Source organism: Amycolatopsis sp. NPDC026612 (genome assembly GCF_040638285.1).
Classification (GTDB): domain Bacteria; phylum Actinomycetota; class Actinomycetes; order Mycobacteriales; family Pseudonocardiaceae; genus Amycolatopsis.
Genome location: NZ_JBEZYB010000079.1, coordinates 6,865 through 29,935, shown reverse-complemented (window position 1 = coordinate 29,935; position 23,071 = coordinate 6,865). Strand labels below are relative to the sequence as shown.

Below are 23,071 nucleotides of genomic sequence, written 5' to 3'. Positions count from 1 at the left end.
TCAGTCGCGCGTCAGGTCGCCGGACCGGCCGTTCAACGCGGCCTGCACCAGGTCGTCGAGATCCATCTCGTCGATGGCGCCGTCGTCGTCGGGTTCCGGCACGTCGTGGCGGTGGTCGGGGTGGCCGTCGGCCAGCCGCAGCAGCGGTTCCAGCACTCCGATGTCCTGCAGCCGTTGCAACGGCACCGAATTCAGCAGCGCCCGCAGCTGTGCTTCGTCCGCGCCGCCGGTGCCGGAGTCCGGCAGCAGCTCGCTCAGCACGTGCTCGGCCAGCGCGGCCGAGGTCGGGTGGTCGAAGGCCAGGGTGACCGGGAGGTCCAGCCCGGTCGTGCCGCTCAGCCGGGTCCGCAGGTCCATCGCGGTCAGCGAGTCGAACCCGAGGTCCTTGAAGGGCCGGTCGGCCTCGATCCGCCGGGTCCCGGCGTGCCCCAGCACCACGGCGACCTCGCCGCGCACCAGGCCGAGCACGTGGCCGAGGCGGTCCCCGGCCGGCAGGTCCAGCAAGGTGCGGCGCAGTTCCCCGGTCACCTCGGCCGGGTCCACCCGGTCGCGTTCGGCCGCCTCCAGCGCGGCCCGGGCCTCCGGGACGCCGGTCAGCAGGCGGCTGGGCCGCTTCGCCGTGAACGCCGGGGCGAACTGTTCCCAGGTCACGTCGGCCAGCACGGTTTCCGCCGCGCCGGCGCCGATCGCCCGGCCGAGCGCGGCCGGCACGAGCTGCGGATCCATTGGCGGCAGGCCGGTGAGCCGCAGGTGGTTGGCCAGCTCCGGTTCGGCGTCGGTCCACGCGGCCAGCGCCACGGCCAGGCCGCCACGGCGGCGGGCGAGTGCGGCCAGGTAGGCGTCGACGGCCGCCTGCGCTTCCCGGCCGAGCACCCCCCAGGCGCCGGCGACGGAGCCGATCGCCACGAACAGCGGGTCCCGCCCGGCCAGCAGGCGATCCAGCTCGCCGACCTCGCGCGCCGCCTCGGCCACGTCGGCCGTCGCCGAGGGCGCGACCAGCACCGCGCTCAGGTCCTCGGGCAGGTCCACCGGCGTGGCCGGGTCCCAGGTGAGGACCCGCTCGGCGCCGTGTTCGGCGAGCCAGCCGGCCAGGCCGGCCACGGCCGCGGTGACCAGCACGGTGCCGCTGGGCCGCCACGGACCGGCGGCCGGACCGGCGGCCGGACCGGTGGCCCGGGTGAGCCTGCGGGCCAGCAGCTGCCCGTCGCGCAGGGCCAGCTGGTCCTCGTCCGCGGCCAGTGCGGCCGGCAAGGCCGCCAGTGTCTCGGAGTCCAGGGTGGCCGGCAGGTCGAGCAGGCCGCCCCAGCGGTCCGGGTGCTCCAGCGCGGTGACGCGGCCACGGCCCCAGAGGGCGGCCTGGCCCGGCACGGGCGGCTCGTCGTGCACGGCCACGGCCTGCCGGGTGACGCACCACAGCGGAGCGTCCACTTCGGACAGGTCGGCCGGCCACCCCGCGGGCACGGCCAGCGGATCGTCGGCGACGCCCAGCAGGGACAGCACCCCGGCGTACCCACCACCCGCTCCGTCCAGTGTGGACACCACGGCGGCGCCGGGGAGCGCGGCGGCCACCGCACCGATCCAGGGGTCCGCCGCCCAGCCCGCCGGAGCCAGCACCAGCCAGCGTCCGGCCGGTTCGGCCGTGGGCCGCACCGGCACCCAGTCCACCTGGTAGCGCCACCGGCCGGTCGCGGTCAGCTCGTGCCGGTCGCGCCGCCACTTCGCCAGCGCCGGCAGCACCGGGCTCAGCGACTCGCCGTCCAGGTCCAGGGTGGCGGCCAGCGAGGCCACGTCGGCGGTGTCCACCGCGGTCCAGAATTCGGCGTCCAGCGGGTCGCCGGCGGCTGTGCCGGTGGTCGTCTCCGGCCAGTAGCGCTCGCGCTGGAACGGGTAGGTCGGCAGGTCGGCCAGCGGCGTCCCGGCGAAGTAGGCGGCCCAGTCCACCGCCACCCCGCACACGTGCAGCCGGGCCAGCGCCGCGGCCAGCGCGTGCTGCTCGCCGGTTGCGCGCAACGTCGGCAAGGCCACCGGTTCCGGGCTCAGGCCGGCGAAGCAGTGCCCGGCCATGGCCGAGCAGGTGCCGTCCGGGCCGATCTCCACGAAGGTCCGCACGCCCGCCTCGGCCAGGGTCCGCACGCCGTCGGCGAAGCGCACCGCCTCCCGCGCGTGCCGCACCCAGTACTCGGGCGTCCGCAGCTCGTCCGTCGCCATCGCCCCGGTCACCGTGGACACCAGCGGAATCCGCGGTTCGTGGTAGGTCAGGCCGCGCGCCACCGTCGCGAACTCGGCCAGCACGGGATCCATCAAGGGCGAGTGGAACGCGTGGCTGACCCGCAGGCGGCGGACCTTGTGGCCGGCGGCCTCCAGCCGGCCGGCCGCCGCGAGCACCGCGTCCTCGGTCCCGGCCAGCACCACCGACTCGGGCCCGTTGACCGCCGCGACGGCGACGCCCTCGCCGAGGTGCCCGGCGACGTCGGCCTCGGAGCCGCGCACCGAAACCATGGCCCCGCCGGGCGGCAGCGCCTGCATCAGCGCACCCCGCGCAGCGACCAACGCACAGGCATCGGCCAGCGACAGCACCCCCGCCACGTGCGCCGCGGCGATCTCACCGATCGAATGCCCGGCCAGGTAATCCGGCGTCACACCCCACGACTCCAGCAACCGGAACAACGCCACCTCGATCGCGAACAACGCCGGCTGAGTGTGCCCGGTCTCGTCGAGGGCTTCGGCGACGTCCGGGTCGTCGGTCCACATGATCTTGCGCAGGGCCGGGTCGAAGTGCCCCAGCACCGCGTCCAGCGCGTCGGCGAACACCGGGTGGCACTCGTACAGCTCGCGACCCATCCCGGCCCGCTGCGAGCCCTGCCCGGCGAACAGGAACGCCGTCCGCCCGGTCCCGGCCGTACCCGTGGCCAGCTCGACCACACCGTCTTCGGTGGCCAGCAGCGCGGCCCGGTGACCGAAGGCGGCCCGGCCGGTGCCGAGGGTCCGACCGACCGCGGCGCGGCTGACGCCGGACAGCGCGCGCAGCGCCGCCACCTGGTCACGCACCGCCTCGGGCGTCCGGGCCGAGACCGGCCACGGCACCACCGCGGCGTCCTCGGCGACGGCCGCTTCGACGGCCGGGGCCTGTTCGATGATCACGTGGGCGTTGGTGCCGCTGACCCCGAAGGCCGAGACGCCGGCCCGGCGGGGCCGTCCGGTCTGCGGCCAGCCACGGGGCTGCTGCACCAGCTCGACCGAACCGTCCCAGGTCACGTGCGGGGAGGGCTCGGCGGCGTGCAGGGTGGCGGGCAGCACGCCGTGCCGCATGGCCAGCACCATCTTGATCACCCCGGCCACGCCGGCCGCGCCCTGGGTGTGGCCCAGGTTGGACTTGACCGAACCGAGCAGCAGCGGGCGCTCACGATCCCGGCCGTAGCCGGCCATCAGGGCGTGCGCCTCGACCGGATCGCCCAGCGCGGTGCCCGTTCCGTGCGCCTCGACCGCGTCGACCTCGGCCGGCCGCAGCCCGGCGTCGGCCAGCGCGGCCCGGATGACCCGCTGCTGGGCGGGGCCGTTGGGGGCGGTCAGCCCGTTGGACGCGCCGTCGGAGTTGACCGCGGTGCCGCGGACCACCGCCCACACGGTGTGGCCGTTGCGCTCGGCGTCGGAGAGGCGTTCCAGCACCAGGATGCCCGCGCCTTCGGACCACGCCGTGCCGTCGGCGCCTTCGCCGAACGCCTTGCAGCGGCCGTCGGCGGCCAGGCCGCCCTGGCGGCTGAACTCCACGAACGAGCCCGGGCCGGACATCACCGAGACACCACCGGCGAGGGCCAGCGAGCACTCACCGGCGCGCAAGGCTCGGCCGGCCCAGTGCAGGGCGACCAGGGAAGCCGAGCAGGCGGTGTCCACGGTGACCGCTGGGCCTTCCAGGCCCAGCGTGTAGGACAGCCGGCCGGACATCACGCTGGCCGTGTTGCCGGTGGCCACGTGGCCACCCAGGTCCTCGGTGGCCCGGCGCAGCACGGACACGTAGTCCTGGCCGTTGGTACCGACGAACACGCCGGTGTCGCTGCCCCGCAACGCGGACGGGTCGATGCCGGAGCGCTCCAGCGCCTCCCACGCCGTCTCCAGCAGCAACCGCTGCTGCGGATCCATGGCCAGCGCCTCACGCGGCGAGATGCCGAAGAAGTCGGCGTCGAAGCCCGCGATGTCCGGCAGGAAACCGCCCTTGCCGGTGGCCGAGCGCCGGTGCAGTTCGGCGAGGTCCCAGCCGCGGTCGGCGGGGAAGGGCACGATGCCCTCGCCGCCGTCGGCCAGCAGCCGCCACAGGTCCTCGGGCGAGGAGACGCCGCCGGGGAGGCGGCAGCCGATGCCGACGATGACGATCGGGTCGTCGGCGACGTCGTGGTCCCGCGGCCCGATGGCCACCGGGGTGATCTCGGGCCGGCCCCCGGACAGCTCGGCGTGCAGGTGCTCGGCCAGGTCGCGCGGGGTCGGGTAGTCGTAGACGAGCGAAGCGGGCAGGGTCAGCCCGGTCGCCGCGGCCACGCTGTTGCGCAGCTCCAGCGTGGTCAGCGAATCGAAGCCGAGGTCGCGGAAGGCCCGGTCGGCTTCCACCCCGGCCGGGTCGCTGTGCCCGAGCACGGCCGCGATCCGCACCCGCAGCAGGTCCAGCAGCCCGGCGGGGTCCGCCGGGACGTCCGGGGCCGCCGCGGTGCCGACGGACGGTGTGGTCAGCGCCCGCACCTCGGGCAGGTCGGCCAGCAGCGGCGCCGGACGCAGCGCGGTGATCGCGGGCGCGAATCGGGCCCAGTCCACGTCGGCGACGGCCAGCTCGGTGTCCCCGTGCTCGATGGCGTGGCGCAACGCGGCCAAGGCCGGTTCCGGCTGCAGCGGCCGGAAGCCGCCCCGCCGGACCCGGTTCTCCACCGTTTCCGCCTCGGCCACCATGCCCGACCCGGCCCACGGGCCCCAGGCGATCGAGGTGGCGGGCAGGCCGTCGGCCCGCCGTTGCAAGGCCAGTGCGTCCAGGTAGGCGTTGGCGGCCGCGTAGTTGGCCTGGCCGGCCGCGCCGATCGCACCGCTGGTCGAGGAGTACAGGACGAACGCGTCCAGCTCGAGCCCGGCGGTCTGCTCGTGCAGCACCCGGGCGGCGGTCGCCTTGGCCCGCAGCACGTCGGCGAACATCTCCGGCGTGAGCGAGTCCAGCACGCCGTCCCGCAGCACCCCGGCGGTGTGGAAGACGGCGGTGACCGGGTGGTCGGTCAGCAGCGCGGCCACCGCGCCGGAGTCGGCGACGTCGCAGGCCACGATGACGGCCCGCTCCCCCAGTTCCGCGGCCAGTGCGGCGGCACCGGGCGCGGCCGGGCCGCGCCGGCTCGCCAGCACGACGCGCTCGGCCCCGGCGTCGAGCAGCCAGCGGGCCAGGTGTCCGCCCAGGCCGCCGGTGCCGCCGGTGACCAGCACGGTGCCACGCGGGGTGTAGGCCCGGGTCTCGCCGGTGGCCGGAGCGTGCTCCAGGCGGCGGCCGAACACGCCGGAAGACCGGATGGCCACCTGGTCCTCGCTCTGGCCGGTGGCCAGCACGGACCGCAGCCGGCGCACGGTGGTGTGGTCGAACTCGGCGGGCAGGTCGACCAGACCGCCCCAACCGGACGGCTGTTCCAGGGCCGCGACCCGGCCGAGCCCCCACAGAGCGGCCTGCACGGGGTCCGGCCGCTCGGTGCGGTTCACCGCGACCGCGCCGCGGGTGACACTCCACAGGCGGGCCCGGCCCAGCTCCCGCAACGCGTTCGTGGTGCGGGTCAGCAGGGTGCCGGCGTCGTCCGGGGTATCGGCGAGGGCCAGCAGCGAGAGCACCCCGTCGGCCTCGACACCGCTCAGGTCGGCGTCGTCCCCGACCACCGAGGTGCCGGCGCCGGGCAGGACTTCCTCGACCCAGTCCGGCCGGTCCAGCCCGGCGGGCAGCAGCACCAGCCACCGGCCCGATGGCGTGCCCGAGAGCCCGCTGACCGGCGTGAACACCGGGCGGTAGCGCAGGTTGTCCAGTGCCGAACGCTCGGTTCGGCGGCGGCGCCAGGTGTTCAGCGCCGGCACCATCGCGGCCACGGTCTCCTGATCGAGGCCGAGCCCGGCGGCCAGGGCCCCGGTGTCGGCGTTGTCGACCGCGGTCCAGAACTCGTCGTCCCCGGCGCCGGGCGCGGTGCCGGCCGGCGCGGCGACCGGCCAGTAACGCTCGCGCTGGAACGGGTAGGTCGGCAGCTCGATCGTGCGGGTGCCGCCGTCGAAGACCGCCGCCCAGTCCAGCCGGCCGCCGTGGGCGTGCACCCCGGCCACGCCGGACAGCAGGGCGGCCACCTCGGGCCGGTCGGCGCGCTGCAGCGGCAGCGCCACCGCGTCGGCGAGGACGTCCCGCACCGCGGCGGAAAGCACACCGGCCGGGCCGATCTCGACGAAGACCCGTACGTCACGCTCGGCCAGCGCGCGCACGCCGTCGGCGAAGCGCACCGCGTCCCGTGCGTGCCGCACCCAGTACTCCGGCGTCCGCACGTCGGCGGTCGCCACGGCTCCCGTCACCGTGGACACCAGCGGGATCCGCGGCTCGTCGTACGTCAGGCCGCGCGCGACCTGGGCGAACTCGCCCAGCATCGGATCCATCGACGGCGAGTGGAACGCGTGGCTGGTGTTCAGCCGCTTGGTGCGCCGGCCCAGCCGCCCGGCCAGCTCCGCCGCGACAGCCAGCACCGCCGCCTCGGCACCGGAGACGACCACCGACCGGGGCCCGTTGACGGCGGCGATCGACACGCCGCCGGTCAGCAGCGGGGTCACCTCCTCTTCGGTGGCCTCCACCGCCACCATGGCCCCGCCGGGCGGCAGCGCCTGCATCAGCGCACCCCGCGCAGCGACCAACGCACAGGCATCGGCCAGCGACAGCACCCCCGCCACGTGCGCCGCGGCGATCTCACCGATCGAATGCCCGGCCAGGTAATCCGGCGTCACACCCCACGACTCCAGCAACCGGAACAACGCCACCTCGAAGGCGAACAACGCCGGCTGGGTGTACCCCGTCTCGTCGAGGGCCGTGGAATCGTCGTCCCACATCACGTCCCGCAGCGCACGGGGCATGTCGAAGTGCCCCAGCACCGCGTCCAGCGCGTCGGCGAACACCGGGTGGCACTCGTACAGCTCGCGACCCATCCCGGCCCGCTGCGAGCCCTGCCCGGCGAACAGGAACGCCGTGCGGCCCCGGGTCACGGCGCCCCGCACCACGCCGCCGTCCGGCCGGTCCCCGGCCAGCGCGGCCAAGCCGCGGCGCAGTTCGCCGTGGTCCTCGGCCAGCAGCACGGCCCGGTGTTCGAAGGCCGATCGGGTGGTGGCCAGCGAGTACCCGAGCACGGCCGGGGACACGCCGTCGTCCAAGGTGTCCAGCAGGGCCGCGGCCTGGGCGCGCAGCGCTGCTTCCGTCCGGCCGGACAGCGGGACCGGCACCAGGCCGGGCTCCGGCTCGGGGCCGGCTTCGGCGGCCGGTTCGGGGGCCTGTTCGAGGATGGTGTGCACGTTGGTGCCGCTCAGCCCGAAGGACGAGATGCCGGCCCGGCGCGGCCGGCCGCTCTCCGGCCACGGCACGCTGCCGGACGGCAGCTCGATCGAGCCGGTGCTCCAGTCGACGTGGGTGGAGGGCTCGTCCGCGTGCAGCGTCTTGGGTACCAGCCCGTGCCGCAGCGCCTGCACCATCTTGATCACGCCGGCCACGCCGGAGGCCATCTGGGTGTGGCCGATGTTGGACTTCACCGAGCCGAGCAGCAGCGGCCGTTCCCGGTCCTGGCCGTAGGTGGCCAACAGGGCCTGAGCCTCGATCGGGTCGCCCAGCGCGGTGCCGGTGCCGTGGCCCTCGATCACGTCCACCTCGGACGCCGAGAGCCGCGCGTTGGCCAGCGCCTGCCGGATCACCCGCTGCTGGGACGGGCCGCTGGGCGCGGTCATGCCGTTGGACGCGCCGTCCTGGTTCGTGGCCGAACCCCGGACCACCGCCAGGATCCGGTGCCCGTTGCGCTGCGCATCGGACAGCTTCTCCAGCAGCACCAGGCCGACGCCCTCGCCGAGGGTCATGCCGTCGGCCCGGTCCGAGTAGGCCTTGCAGCGGCCGTCCGTGGCCAGTGCGCGCTGGCGCGAGAAGCCGACGAACGCCCCCGGCGTCGCCATCACGCTCACCCCGCCGGCCAGCGCCAGGCTGCTCTCCCCCGACCGCAGCGACTGCGCGGCCAGGTGGATGGCGACCAGCGACGACGAGCAGGCGGTGTCCAGGGTGACCGCCGGGCCCTCCAGCCCGAACAGGTAGGAGAGCCGGCCGGACAGGATGCTGCCCAGCGAGCCGGTGATCATGTGGCCGTCAGCGTTGTCCACCGCGCCGGACACGGCCGCGGTGTAGTCCTGGTAGCTGGCCCCGACGAAGGTGCCGGTGCCGCTGCCCCGCAGCGTGTGCGGGTCGATCCCGGCCCGCTCGAACGCCTCCCACGCCGTCTCCAGCAGCAGGCGCTGCTGCGGATCCATGGACAGCGCCTCCCGCGGCGAGATGCCGAAGAAGCCCGGGTCGAACTCGGCCGCTTCGTGCAGGAAGCCGCCCTGCACCGAATAGGTCTTACCGCCGGCGTCCGGGTCCGGGTCGTAGAGCGCGTCGGTCGGCCAGTTGCGGTCGGCCGGGAAGCCGGAGATGGCGTCCACGCCGCCCACGACCAGGTCCCACAACCGTTCCGGGGTGTTCGCGCCACCCGGGTAGCGGCAGGCCATCCCGATGATGGCGACGGGCTCGCCGGTGTCCACGCCGGCCACGGCCGGTGCCTGCTCGACGGCACCCGAGCCGGTGATCGTGGCGGCCAGGAACCCGGCCAGCCGCCTCGGCGTCGGGTGGTCGAACACCATGGTGGCGGGCAGGGTCAGGCCGGTGCCGGCGGAGATCCGGTTGCGCAGGTCGACCGCGGTGACCGAGTCGAAGCCGACGTCGCGGAAGGCGCGGTCCTCGGGCAGCGCGTCGGCCGACGCGTGGCCCAGCACGGCCGCGGCCGCGGCCCGGACCAGTTCCAGCAGCAGGTGGGCGCGCTCGGCCTCGGGCAGCGTGCGCAGCCGGGCGGCGAACTCGCCGCCCGCGCCGGTGGCGGCCGTGGCGGCGGCGGCCTCGGTGAGCCGCCGCACCTCGGGCAGCTCGTCGAACAGCGGCGTCGGCCGGACGGCCGTGTAGACCGGGTAGTACCGCTCCCAGTCGAGATCGGCCACGGCCAGCGCGGTCTCGTCGTCGTCCAGCGCCCGGCGCAGGCCCTCCAGGGCCAGCTCCGGCGCCATGAACACCAGGCCGCTGCGCACGATCTGCTCCGGGTCGACCCGGCCGAGTTCGCGGTCGTCGGCCCAGATGCCCCACGACAGCGCGGTGGCCCGCAGCCCCCGGGCGCGCCGGTGGGCCGCCAGCGCGTGCAGGTACGCGTTGCCGGCCACGTAGGCGGCGTGCGCGCCGGTGCCCCACAGGCCGGCGGTGGAGGAGTACAGCACGAACGCATCGAGCTCGTCGGTGTCGAGCAGCTCGTCCAGGTTGCGCGCGCCCACCACCTTGGCGTGCACGGTCCGGGAGAACGCGGCCAGGTCGGTCTCGGCCAGTGTGTGGAGCTCGATCACGGCGGCTGTGTGCACCACGTTCCGCACGGTCCGGCCCTCGGCCCGCAACCGCGCCAGCAGGGCGGCCAGCGCCGCCTTGTCGGTGACGTCGCAGGCCACCGCCTCGACGGTCTCGCCCAGCTCCGCCAGCAGCTGCCGGGCCTTCGGGGCCTCGGCGCCGGTGCGGCTGGTCAGCACGATGTGCTCGGCGCCCTGCCCGGCCAGCCAGCGGGCCAGGTGCGGGGCCAGGGTGCCGGTGCCGCCGGTGATCAGCGTGGTGCCGCGCGGGGTCCAGGTCCGCGCCGGCGCGCGGTCGCCGGCCGGGGCCCGCACCACGCGGCGGCCGAACACGCCGGCGGCGCGGATGGCCAGCTGGTCTTCGCCGGTGGCGCCGGACAGCGCGGCCGCCAGCCGGTCGCCGCCGCGGCGGTCCAGCTCGGCGGGCAGGTCGAGCACGCCGCCCCAGCGCTCCGGGTGCTCCACCGCGGCGGTCCAGCCCAGTCCGAGGACCTGGGCCTGGAGCGGGTTGGCGACGGTGTCGGCGTGGCCGGTGGCCACCGCGCCGCGGGTCAGCAACCACAGCGGGGCGTCGATCCCGGCCGCACCCAGTGCCTGGACGAGCTGCACGCTCAGGGCCAGGCCACGGGTCAGGGCGGGGTGCTCGTCGTGCGGCTCCTCGGCGGTGGCCAGGGTCGAGACGATGCCGCTCAGTTCGGGCAGCTCGGGCAGCTCGCCGTCGAACACCAGCCGCCGCACCTGGGCCCCGTGCCCGGTGAGCACCGCGGCCAGTTCCTCGTCCGCGCTGTCGTCGGTGGCCGCGGTGACCAGCAGCCAGGTGCCCGACAGGGTGGCCGGGGGTGTAGCGCCCAGCGGGGTCCAGCCGACCCGGTAGCGCCAGCCGTCCACGGTGGTGCGGTCCTGGCGCTGCTTGCGCCAGGACGACAACCCGGGCAGCACCGCGGCCAGCGAGTCCCGGTCCACCGCGAGGCCGGCGCTGAGCGCGTCGACGTCGGCCTGCTCGACCGCGTCCCAGAACTCCTGGTCAGCAGGGTCGGCCACGGCCGTCGCGCCGGCGTTGAGCGGGAGCCAGTAGTGCTCGTGCTGGAAGGCGTAGGTGGGCAGTTCGACGGTGGCCGTGCCCCCGGCGAACTCGGCGGCGAGGTCTACCGGCACGCCCCGCACGAAGGCTTCGGCGAAGGAGGTGAGCACCCGCGTCCAGCTGTCGTTGTCCCGGCGCAGCGTGCCCACGACCACGGCCCGCCCCCCGGCGTCGTCCACGGTCTCCTGGACGCCGAAGGTCAGCACCGGGTGCGCGCTGGTTTCGATGAAGGCCTGGTGCCCCTGGGCCAGCAACGCCCGCACGGCCGGCTCGAACCGCACGGTCTGCCGCAGGTTCCGGTACCAGTACTCGGCGTCCAGCGGCCGCTCGCCCAGCCAGTCGCCGGTGAGGGTGGAGAAGAACGGCACCTCCGGGGTTCGCGGGGCCAGCCCGGCCAGTGCGGCCAGTAGCTCCTCGTGCAGTTCCTCGACCTGGGCCGAGTGCGAGGCGTAGTCCACGTCGATGCGGCGGGCCCGGATGTTCCCGGCGGTGAGCTCGGCGAACAGCTCGTCGACGGCTTCCGGGATGCCCGAGACGACGATCGAGCGCGGGCCGTTCAGCGCGGCCACCGACACCCCGCCGCCGAACCGCGCGATCCGCTCGGTGACCTCGGCGGCCGGCAGCGGCACCGACATCATGGCGCCCTGCCCGGCCAGCCGGCGGGCGATGGCCTGGCTGCGCAGGGCCACGACCCGGCAGCCGTCGGACAGCGACAGGGCCCCGGCCACCACGGAGGCGGCGATCTCGCCCTGGGAGTGCCCGAGCACGGCGGCCGGGCGGACGCCCCGGGACTGCCAGAGCGCGGCGAGCGACACCATCACCGCGAACGACGCCGGCTGGATCACCTCCACCCGGTCCAGGTCCGCGCCGCTGCGCAGGACGTCCAGCAGGGAGAAGTCGACGAAGGGGGCCAGCGCGGCGGCGCACTCGGCCATCCGCTCGGCGAACACCGGCGAGGCGTCCAGCAGCCGCGCGCCCATCCCGGCCCACTGCGAACCCTGCCCGGGGAAGACGAACACCATCTTGCCGTCCACGTCGGCCACGCCCTCGACCACGCCGCCGCGGACCCCGCGGGAGTAGGCGTTCAGGTGCTCGGGCAGCTCGGCGCCGGCGCCGACGACCACCGCGCGGTGCTCCAGGCGGGCTCGCGAGGTGAGCAGCGAGCGGCCGACCGCGGCCGGGTCGTGCCCGGCCACGGGCAGCAGTTTCTCGGCCTGCCCGCGCAGGGCGGCCGGGCTGCGGGCGGAAAGCACCCACGGCACCGGCCGGTCCGCCGCGGCGGCCGCGGGCTCGGGCCCGGGGTCCGCCGGCTGCTTCGCCGGGGCCGGGGCCTGCTCCAGCACGGTGTGCGCGTTGGTGCCGCTGACGCCGAACGACGACACGGCGCAGCGACGCGGGCGCCCGTCGGTGGCCCAGGCGACCGGCTCGGTCAGCGGCACCACGGTGCCGTCGCTCCAGTCGATGTGCGGCGAGGGGTCTTCGGCGTAGAGGGTTCTGGGCAGCACGCCCTCGCGCAGCGCCATCACCATCTTGATCACGCTGGCCACGCCGGCGGCGGACTGGCTGTGCCCGATGTTGGACTTGATCGAACCGAGCCACAGCGGGTGCGCGGTGTCGCGGTCCCGGCCGTAGGTGGCCTGCAGCGCCTGCACCTCGATCGGGTCGCCCAGCGGCGTGCCGGTGCCGTGCGCCTCCACCACGTCGATCTCGGTGGACGCGAGGTGCGCGTTGGCCAGCGCCTGCCGGATCACCCGCTGCTGGGCAGGGCCGTTGGGCGCGGTGAGCCCGTTGGACGCGCCATCCTGGTTGATGGCGCTGCCCCGCACCACGGCCAGCACCGGGTGCCCGTTGGCCCGGGCGTCGGACAGCCGCTCGACCAGCAGGATGCCGACGCCTTCGGCCAGCGCCATGCCGTCGGCCGACGCGGAGAACGCCTTGGACCGGCCGTCCGCGGCCAGGCCGCGCTGGCGGGAGAAGGCGACGAAGGGCCCGGGGTTGGTCATCACGGTCGCCCCGCCGGCGACGGCCATCGTGGTCTCGCCGTTGCGCAGCGACTGGCAGGCCAGGTGCAGCGCGACCAGCGACGACGAACACGCGGTGTCCACGGTGACCGCCGGGCCCTCCAGGCCGAACACGTAGGCCAGCCGGCCGGAGAGCACGCTGGGGATCTGGCCGGTGACGGCGTGACCTTCCAGTTCGGCGTTGCCCCGGCCGCCGTACTCCTGGTAGCTGGAGCCGATGAAGGTGCCGGTGCCGCTGCCCCGCAGGGTGTGCGGGTCGATCCCGGCCCGCTCGAACGCCTCCCAGGTCGTCTCCAGCAGCAGGCGCTGCTGGGGATCCATGGACAGGGCTTCCCGCGGGGAGATTCCGAAGAAGCCCGGGTCGAAGTCACCGGCATCGTGCAGGAACCCGCCCTGGGTGGTGACGGTGCCGCCGCCGCGGTCCGGGTCCGGGTCGAAGGTGACGGCGCCTTCCCAGCCGCGGCCGACCGGGAACCCGCTGATCGCGTCCACGCCCCCGAGCACCAGTTCCCACAGCTGCTCCGGGCTGTGCACGCCGCCGGGGAACCGGCAGCTCATCCCGATGATGGCGATCGGCTCGTCGGTCCCGGCCGCGGCGGCCACCGGAGCGGCCGCGGCGACGTCGTCCAGCAGTTGCTCCCGCAGGTACCCGGCCAGTGCGCGCGGGGTCGGGTAGTCGAACACCAGGGTGCTGGGCAGGGCGCAGCCGGTGAGCTTGACCAGCCGCCCGCGCAGCTCGACCGCGGTCAGCGAATCGAACCCCACGTCCTGGAACGCGCGGCGCTCGGAGACCGCGTCGGCCGAGCCGTGCCCGAGCACCGCCGCCGCCTCGCCGCGAACCAGCTCGACCAGCAGCCGCTCCTGGTCCTCGGGTGACTTCCCGGCGAGTTCGGCCGCCCACACGGAGTTCCCGGCGCCCGGCGCCGTCAGCGCCCGCGCCTCCGGCAGGCCGGTCAGCAGGGCGCTGGACCGGGACGCGGTGAACACCGGGACGTAGGTCGCCCAGTCCGCGTCGACGACGGTCACCGTCACGTCCCGGTGCGCGATCGCGCGGCCCAGCTCGGCCAGGGCGGAGCGCACCGGCAGGAAGGCCAGCCCCCGGCGGCCCAGGGTGCCGGTCCCGGCGTCCTGCGCGGCCATGCCGGAGCCGGCCCAGGGGCCCCAGGCGATCGAGGTGGCGGTCAGGCCGCGGGCGTGCCGCCGCCGGGCGAGGGCGTCGAGGGCCGCGTTGGCCGCGCTGTACCCGGTCTGGCCACCGCTGCCGATCACCCCGGCGATCGAGCCGAACAGCACGAACAGGTCCAGCTCGCGGTCGCCGAGCAGGTGGTCGAGATTGGCGGCGCCGGCGGCTTTGGCCGACACCGTGGCGGCCAGGTCGGCCAGGCCGACCTCGGCCAGCGGAGCGCGGTCGGCGACGCCGGCGGTGTGCACCACGCCGGTCAGCGGGGTGTCCTCCGGGATGGCGTCCAGCACCGCGCGCAGCGCTTCGAGGTCGGCGACGTCGCAGGCCACGATGTCGACGGCGAGGTCGTGGTCCGCGCCGAGCTCGGTCAGCTCGGCCCGCAGTCCGGCTGCGCCGGCCGCGTCCGGGCCGCGGCGGCTGGTCAGCACGAGGCGCTGCGCGCCGTGGCGGGCCAGCCAGCGGGCCACCTCGCCACCCAGGCCGCCGGTGCCGCCGGTGACCAGCACGGTGCCGCGGGCGGTGAACTCCCCGGCCGGTTCCCGGCCGGCGGCGGGGTGGTGCACCAGCCGCCGGCCGGACACCGCCCCGCCGCGGACGGCGAGCTGGTCCTCGCCGTCCGGCGCGGACAGCACGGCGGCGACCGAGCGGGCGTCGTCGGCGTCGAGCTCGGCGGGCACGTCGATCAGGCCGCCCCAGGTCTGCGGGTACTCCAGCGCCGCGGTGCGGCCGAGCCCCCAGAGCATCGCCTGCCCCGGATCGGTTTCCGCGTCCCGGGTAATGATCCACAGTGGACTCGAGACGGTCCGGGCCAGCGTGACACCGAGCGCGAAGCCCAGCGGCAGCCCGGCGGCGTCCTCCGCGGAGCCGAGGACGGCGACCACGCCGTCGCACGCGCCGATCCGTTCGGCAGGCCCCGCACTGTCCACGTCGGACTCGGTCAGCAGCAGCGTGCGCACCTGCGCGCCCCGCTCGGCGAGCGCGGCGGCCAGCTCCGGTTCGTCGCCGGTGGTGACCAGCACCCAGTCGCCGGACAGGAGGCCGGGCTCGATCGCCAGCGGCGCCCAGTCCACCCGGTAGCGCCAGGTGTCCAGCCGGGCTCGTTCGGCGCGGTGCTGCCGCCAGTTCGACAGCGCCGGCAGCACCGAGTCCAGGGCCGCGCGCTGGGCGTCACCCAGCCCGATGACCTCGGCCAGTTCCCCGGCGTCGCCCCGCTCCACCGCCGCCCACCACCGGTCGTCGGCCGGGTCGGCCGCGGTCCGGGCGGTGGCCTGCGGCCAGAAGGACTCGTACTGGAAGGCGTAGGTGGGCAGGTCGACCCAGCGGGCGTCGCGGCCGGCGAAGAAGGCGCGCCAGTCGAGGTCCACGCCGGCGGTGTGCAGTGCGCCGAGTGCGCCGAGCAGCGCGGTCTCCTCGTCCCGGTCGGCCCGCAGCACGGGCACGCAGCCGGCCTCGTCCGCCTGGCCGGCCAGGATGTCCTGCACCATGGCCGAGAGCACACCGTCCGGGCCCAGCTCGGCGAAGGTGGTCACCCCCTCGGCGGCCATGGCGCGGACAGCGTCGGCGAAGCGCACGGTGGCACGCACGTGCCGCACCCAGTGCTCCGGATCGCCGAGTTGCTCGGCGGTGGCGGGCTCGCCGGTCAGGGCGGACACGACCGGGATGCGCGGCGGGTGGAAGGTCAGCGTCGCCACCACGGCCCGGAACCCGGCCAGCATGGCGTCCATCCGGGCCGAGTGGAAGGCGTGCGAGACGCGCAGGCGTTTGGTGCGGCGGCCCTGCCCGGCGAAGGTGGCCGCGGCGGCCAGCACCGCGTCCTCGTCACCGGCCAGCACCACCGAGTGCGGTCCGTTCACGGCCGCGACGTCCACGGTCTCGCCGTCGGCCAGCGCGGCCACCTCGTCTTCGGTGGCCTGCACCGCGACCATCGCGCCGCCGGACGGCAGCGCCTGCATCAGGCGGCCCCGCGCGCCGATCAGCGTCGCCGCGTCGGCCAGCGAGAGCACCTCGGCCACGTGCGCCGCGGCGATCTCACCGATCGAATGGCCGGCCAGCCGGTCCGGCTCGACCCCCCAGGACTCCAGCAGCCGGAACAGCGACACCTCCAGTGCGAACAGCGCGGGCTGCGCCCAGCCGGTCGTGTCGAGCAGCTCGGCCTCGGCCGAGCCGGGCGCCGCGAACAGCACTTCGGCCAGTGGCCGGTCGAGCTGCGGGGCCAGCGCTTCGGCCACCGCGTCGAACGCGGCCGCGAAGGCCGGGTACCGCCGGTACAGCTCGTGACCCATCCCCGGCCGCTGGCTCCCCTGGCCGGCGAAGAGCAGGGCCAGCCGGCCGCCGGCCGGCTCCCCGGTCACCAGCGCGGGATCGGGCCGGTCGCCGGCCAGCGCGGTCAGCGCCCGCACCCTGCTGTCGGTGTCCTCGGCCAGCACGGCGGCCCGGTGCTCGAACCGGGAGCGGGTGGTGGCCAGCGAGAACGCCACGTCGGCGGGGTCGAGCCCGGGGTCGGCGGCGAGGCGGGCGGCCAGCCGGGCGGCCTGGTCGCGCAGCGCGCCACCGGACCGTCCGGAAAGCAGCCAGGGCGCGCGCACCGGCGGAGCGGGCTCGGCCGGCGCCACGACGGCCGGTTGTTCGAGGATGACGTGGGCGTTGGTGCCGCTGAACCCGAAGGAGGAGACCGCGGCCCGGCGCGGCCGGCCGGCCGCGGGCCACTCCGCCTGCTCGCGCAGCAGGCCCACCGCGCCGGCCGTCCAGTCCACGTGGGAGGAAGGTGCGTCGACGTGCAGGGTGCGCGGGACGACGCCGTGGCGCATCGCCTGCACCATCTTGATCACCCCGGCCACCCCGGCCGCGGCCTGGGTGTGCCCGAGGTTGGACTTCACCGAACCCAGCAGCACGGGGGTCTCGCGGTCCCGGCCGTAGGTCGCCAGCACCGCCTGCGCCTCGATCGGATCGCCCAGCGTGGTGCCGGTGCCGTGCCCCTCCACGACATCGACGTCCGAAGTGGACAGCCCGGCGGACGCCAGTGCCTGGCGGATCACCCGCTGCTGCGACGGCCCGTTGGGCGCGGTCAGGCCGTTGGACGCGCCGTCGGAGTTGACCGCCGAACCCGCGACGACGGCCAGCACGTGGTGACCGTGGCGGATCGCGTCGGACTGCCGTTCCAGCACCAGCACGCCGACGCCCTCGGACCAGGCCACGCCGTCGGCCGCGTCGGAGTAGGCCTTGCAGCGGCCGTCCGGGGACAGCCCGCGCTGCCGGGCGAACTCGATGAACGCGCCGGGTGAGGCCATCACCGTGACGCCACCGGCCAGGGCCAGATCGCAGTCACCGGCGCGCAGCGCCTGCATCGCCCAGTGCAGCGCGACGAGCGAGGACGAGCACGCGGTGTCGACCGTGACGGCCGGCCCCTCCAGCCCGAGGGTGTAGGCCACCCGGCCGGAGACGACACTGGTGGAGCTGCCGGTGCCGCGGTACCCCTCGAACTCGGCGTCCGAGAGAACCGTGCTGTAGTCGCCGTACATCACGCCGGCGAACACGCCGGTGCGGCTGCCGCGCAGCGAGAGGGGGTCCACGCCGGCGCGCTCGACGGCCGACCAGGACACCTCCAGCAGCAGCCGCTGCTGCGAGTCGGTGGCCAGCGCCTCCCGCGGGCTCATGCCGAAGAAGGCCGGGTCGAATTCGCCCGCGTCGTGCAGGAAACCACCGCTGCGGGTGTAGCAGGTGCCCGGGTGGTCCGGGTCCGGGTCGTAGAGGGCGTCGAGGTCCCAGCCCCGGTTGACCGGGAACCCGGAGATGACGTCCACGCCTTCGGTGACGACCCGCCACAGGTCCTCTGGCGAGCGCACTCCGCCCGGGTAGCGGCAGTCCATGCCGACGATGACGATCGGGTCGTCGGCGAGGTCGCGGGAGCCGGTGGCCACGGTTTCCGGCGTGTCCGCGCCGAGCAGTCCGTCCAGCAGGTACGCCGCCAGCGCACGCACCGTGGGGTGGTCGAAGATCAGCGTGGCCGGGGTGCGCAGCCCGGTCGCGGCGCTGAGCTGGTTGCGCAGTTCGACCGCGGTCAGCGAGTCGAACCCGAGTTCGGAGAACGGGCGGTCCGGGTCGACGGACGCGGCGTCGGCGTGTCCGAGCACCCCGGCGACCCGGGTGCGGACCAGGTCCAGCACGGCCTCCCGGCTCCGCTTGGCGTCCAGCCCGGCCACCAGTGCCGCGCCGGCGGCCGCGGTGCGGCGGACCGGAACGCGGATCAGGCCGCGCAGCACCGACGAGACCTCGCCCGCGGTCCGCAGCACCAGCAGGTCCAGCCGGACCGGCGCGACGACGGGGGCGGCCACCCGCTCGGCCGCGTCGAACAGGGCCAGTCCCTGCGTCACGGACAGCGGCGGCACGCCGGTGCGCTGCAACCGTCGGCGCGCGCTCTCGGCGGCCATCCCGGCCTCGGCCCAGGGACCCCAGGCCAGGGACAGCGCCGGCCGTCCGGTCGCCCGCCGGTGGGCGGCCAGCGCGTCCAGGAAGGCGTTGCCCGCCGCGTAGTTGGCCTGCCCGGCCGCGCCGGTCAGCCCGGCGACCGAGGAGAACAGCACGAACTTCGCCACGTCGCCGGCGAGCTCGTGCAGGTTCCAGGCGGCGTCCACCTTGGGCCGCAGCACCGCCGACAGCCGCTCCGGGGTCAGCGATCCGACCATCCCGTCGTCCAGCACGCCGGCGGTGTGCACCACCGCCGTCACCGGGTGTTCGGCCGGCACCCCGGCCAGCGCTTCGGCCAGCGCGCCCCGGTCGGCCGCGTCACACGCCACCGCGGTGACGTCGGCGCCGGCCTCGGTCAGCTCGGTCAGCAGCTCGGCGGCGCCGGGGGCGCCCGCGCCCCGGCGGGACAGCAGGAGCAGCCGCCGCACGCCGCGCTCGGTCACCAGGTGCCGGGCCAGCACCGCGCCCAGGCCGCCGGTTCCGCCGGTGATCACCACGGTCCCGGACTCGGGCCAGGCGACATCCTCGGTGGTGACGTCGGGCTCCGCGGTGGCACGGGCCAGCCTGGCGGCCAACAGGGCGCCGCCGCGGAGGGCCAGCTGCGGCTCCCCGGTGGCCAGGGCCGCCGGGATCATCGCGGCGGACTCCGTGTCGGCGTCGAGGTCGAGCAGGACGAACCGGCCCGGGTGCTCCGCCTGCGCGGCGCGGACGAGGCCCCACACGGCCGCCCCGGCCAGATCGGCGGGCTCAGGGCCGATCGCGCCCCGGGTCACGAAGGCCAGCCGGCCCGGTGCGCCGTCGGACAGCCAGTTCTGCAGGTCGGCCAGCACCTCGGCGGTCAGCGCGTGCACCGCTTCGGGGCCGGCTTGCCCGGCGACCGGACGCAGCACCACGGCCGGCGCGGTGTCGGTGGTCCGGAAGTCCAGCCCGAACGGGTCGTCGCCGAGCACGGCGATCGATCCGGTGCTCTCGGCCGCTTCGGCCGGGACGGCCGTCCAGTCCAGCCGGTACAGGTCGCGGCCGGTGGCTGCGGCGCCGGCCGCGCCCGGCGCGCGCACGGCCAGCGAGCCCACCGAGAGCACCGGTGCCCCGGTGGGGTCGGTGAGCTCCAGTGCGGCCACGCCCTCGCGGACCGGCCGGAGCCGGACCCGGACGGTGGTGGAACCGGTGGCGTGCAGGCGGACGTCGCTCCAGGCGAACGGCAGGCCGCCCCGCGTGGTGCCCAGGTCCACGAACGGCAGGGCGTGCAGCGCCGCGTCCAGCAGCGCCGGGTGGATGCCGAACGCGCCGGCGTCCCCGGTCACCGCCTCCGGCAGGGTCACCTCGGCGAACACGTCCGTGCCCTGCCGCCAGGCGGCCCGCAGGCCGCGGAAGGCCGGGCCGTAGCCGAAGCCGTCGCCGGCCAGTCGCTCGTACAGGTCTCCGGTGTCGACCGGCTCGGCGTCCGCCGGCCACTCGACGGGTTCGGGCGCCACGGCCGGGCCGGTACCGAGCAGCCCGGTGGCGTGCTCGGTCCACGGGGGGTCATCGGCGTCGTCCGGCCGGCCGTAGACGGTCAGCGCGCGCTGACCGGTGGCGTCCGGCGCGCCGATCCACACCTGCACCTGCACGCCGCCCTGCTCGGGCAGCACCACGGGCGCGGCCAGGGTCAGCTCGGCCACGTGCTCGCAGCCGACCTCGTCGCCGGCCCGGACGGCCAGCTCCAGCAGGGCGGTCGCGGGCAGCAGCAGGCTGCCGCCCACCACGTGGTCGGCCAGCCAGGGCTGGGTCTGCGCCGACAGCCTGCCGGTCAGCAGCTGGCCGTCCGCGCCGGCCAGCACGACCGCGGCGGACAGCAGCGGGTGCCCGGTCGGCCCCAGTCCGGCCGCCCGCAGGTCGCCGGCCGTGCGGGCGACGTCCTTGGGCCAGAAGCGCTTGCGCTGGAACGGGTAGGTGGGCAGGTCGACCGGCCGGGCGTCGGCGCCCGCGAAGTAGTTCTCCCAGCGGACCGGCACGCCCGAGGCGTGCAGCCCGCCGACCGCCGTGGTGAGGGTGGCCTGCTCGTCCCGGCCCGGGCGCAGCGCCGCGAACACCGCGGCGTCGGCCACGGACTCGCGGACCAGCGCGCTGAGCGAGCCGTCGGGGCCGAGCTCGAGGAAGGTGTGCACGCCGTGCTCGTGCAGCCAGGCGGCGGTGTCGGCGAACCGCACCGGACGGCGGACGTGCTCGACCCAGTAGCCGGGTGACGTCAGCTCGGCCACCGTGGCCGGCTCGCCGGTCAGGTTCGACACCAGCGGCAGCAGCGGTTCGCGAGCGTCCAGCCCGGCGACGACCGCGCGGAACTCCGCCAGCATCGGCGCCATCCGCGGCGAGTGGAAGGCGTGCGAGACCCGCAGCCGCTTCGACTTCGCGAAGTGACCGGCGATGTCCAGCACCGCGTCCTCGTCACCGGAGAGCACCACCGATTCGGGGCCGTTGACGGCGGCCAGCGCGACTTCGTCCTCGCGCCCGGCCAGCAGGGGCAGCACGTCGGCCTCGGCCGCCCGGACCGCGACCATCGCGCCGCCGGCCGGCAGTGCCTGCATCAACCGGCCGCGCGCGGCAACCAGCGTGACCGCGTCGGCCAGCGAAAACACCCCGGCCACGTGCGCGGCGGCCAGCTCACCGATCGAGTGGCCGGCCAGGAAATCCGGGCGCACGCCCCAGGATTCGGCCAGCCGGTAGAGCGCGACCTCGAGGGCGAACAGCGCCGGCTGCGCGTACTCGGTCCGATCCAGGGTCTCCGCGTCCTCGCCCCAGACGACCTCGCGCAGCGGGCGGTCCAGGTGGGCGTCGAACTCGGCGCACACCGCGTCGAACGCCTCGGCAAAGACACCGAACCGGCCGTGCAGTTCCCGGCCGGCGGCCAGCCGCTGCGCGCCCTGCCCGGTGAACAGGACGGCCAGCTTCGGCCGGCCGCGGGCCGCACCGCGAACCACCCCGGCCACTCCGGCCGCGTCGTCGCGCACGGCCGACAGCCCGGCGACCGCGGCCTCGCGGTCCCCGGCCACCACGACCGCCCGGTGCTCGAACCCGGTCCGGGTGGTCGCCAGCGAGTAGGCGAGGTCGCGCAGGTCGGCGGTTTCCTCCGACAGCAGCGGCAGCAGGCGCTCGGCCTGCTCCTGCAGGGCATCCCGGGTCCGCGCGGACAGCACCAGGGGCAGCGCGCCCGCACCCGGCGCCGCACGCGGCGCCGGGTCCTCGGCCGGGGCCTGCTCGATGATGGTGTGCGCGTTGGTGCCGCTCAAGCCGAACGACGACACCGCGGCCCGGCGCGGCTCTCCGGTCTCCGGCCACGGCGTGCGTTCGGTCAGCAGCCGGACCGCGCCGCTGCTCCAGTCCACATGGGACGACGGCCGGTCCACGTGCAGGGTCCGGGGCAGCACGCCGTGGCGCATCGCCAGCACCATCTTGATGACGCCGGCCACGCCGGCCGCGGCCTGGGTGTGGCCGAGGTTGGACTTCACCGAGCCCAGCAGCAGCGGCCGTGCGGCCGGGCGGTTGCGGCCGTAGACGGCCAGCAGCGCCTGCGCCTCCACCGGGTCGCCGAGCGTGGTGCCGGTGCCGTGCGCCTCGACCGCGTCCACCTGGTCGGCGGCCAGCCGGGCGCTGGCCAGCGCCTGTTCGATCACCCGCTCCTGCGAGGGGCCGTTCGGGGCGGTCAGGCCGTTGGACGCGCCGTCGGAGTTCACCGCGGACCCTCGCACCACGGCCAGGATCCGGTGCCCGTTGCGGCGCGCGTCGGACAGCTTTTCGAGCACCAGCAGGCCGACGCCCTCGGCCCAGCCGGTTCCGTTGGCGGAGTCGGCGAAGGACCGGCAGTAGCCGTCCGCGGCCAAGCCGCCCTGCTTGCTGAACTCCAGGAAGGTCAGCGGGCTGGGCATCACCGTCACGCCGCCCGCGATGGCCAGGGAGCACTCCCCGCCGCGCAGCGCCTGGGCGGCCAGGTGCAGGGCGACGAGCGAAGACGAGCACGCGGTGTCCACCGTGACCGTCGGGCCGACCGTGCCGAAGCAGTAGGCCAGCCGGCCGGAGATCACGCTGGTGGTGTTGCCGGTGAGCTGGAAGCCCTCGACGTTGTCGCCCGGGCCGACCCGGTAGTCCTGCGGCATCGCGCCGACGAAGACGCCGGTCGGAGTGCCCTTGAGTGCGGCCGGGTCGATGCGGGCCCGCTCGAAGGCGTCCCACGCGGTCTCCAGCAGCACCCGCTGCTGTGGGTCCATGGCCAGCGCCTCACGCGGCGAGATGCCGAAGAAGTCGGCGTCGAACCGGCTCGCGTCGGGGAGGAACCCACCGGAAAGCGTCGCCGACGTGCCGAGCTCGTCGAGCTGCCAGCCGCGGTCGCCGGGGAACGGGGTGATGCCGTCGCGGCCCTCCGCGACCATCCGCCACAGGTCCTCCGGGCTGGTGACACCGCCGGGGAACCGGCAGCTCATCCCGATGATGGCCACCGGCTCGGAACTCGCTTCCTCCAGCTCCTGCACCCGCCGGCGGGTGCGCTGCAGATCCGCGCCGGCCCGTTTCAGGTAGTTCCGGAGCTGTTCCTCGTTGCTACTGCCACCGGTCCTGTCAACACCCATGTCAGCTCAACCCATCCGTCGCGGCGAACGCCATGGGAGGAGTCTCACTCGCCGGTGGATCGGTAAATCCCTAGTAGTGCCA

1 protein-coding gene is annotated in these 23,071 nt (G+C 75.7%); it reads right to left on the bottom strand.

Translation table 11 applies throughout. The features are described 5' to 3' along the window. Positions 1–22,989 carry a type I polyketide synthase gene (locus AB0F15_RS37980; protein ID WP_360281425.1) on the bottom strand — a complete coding sequence of 7,663 codons (22,989 nt, stop codon included), beginning with the start codon at positions 22,987–22,989 and terminating at the stop codon, positions 1–3. Positions 22,990–23,071 lie beyond the last annotated feature (82 nt).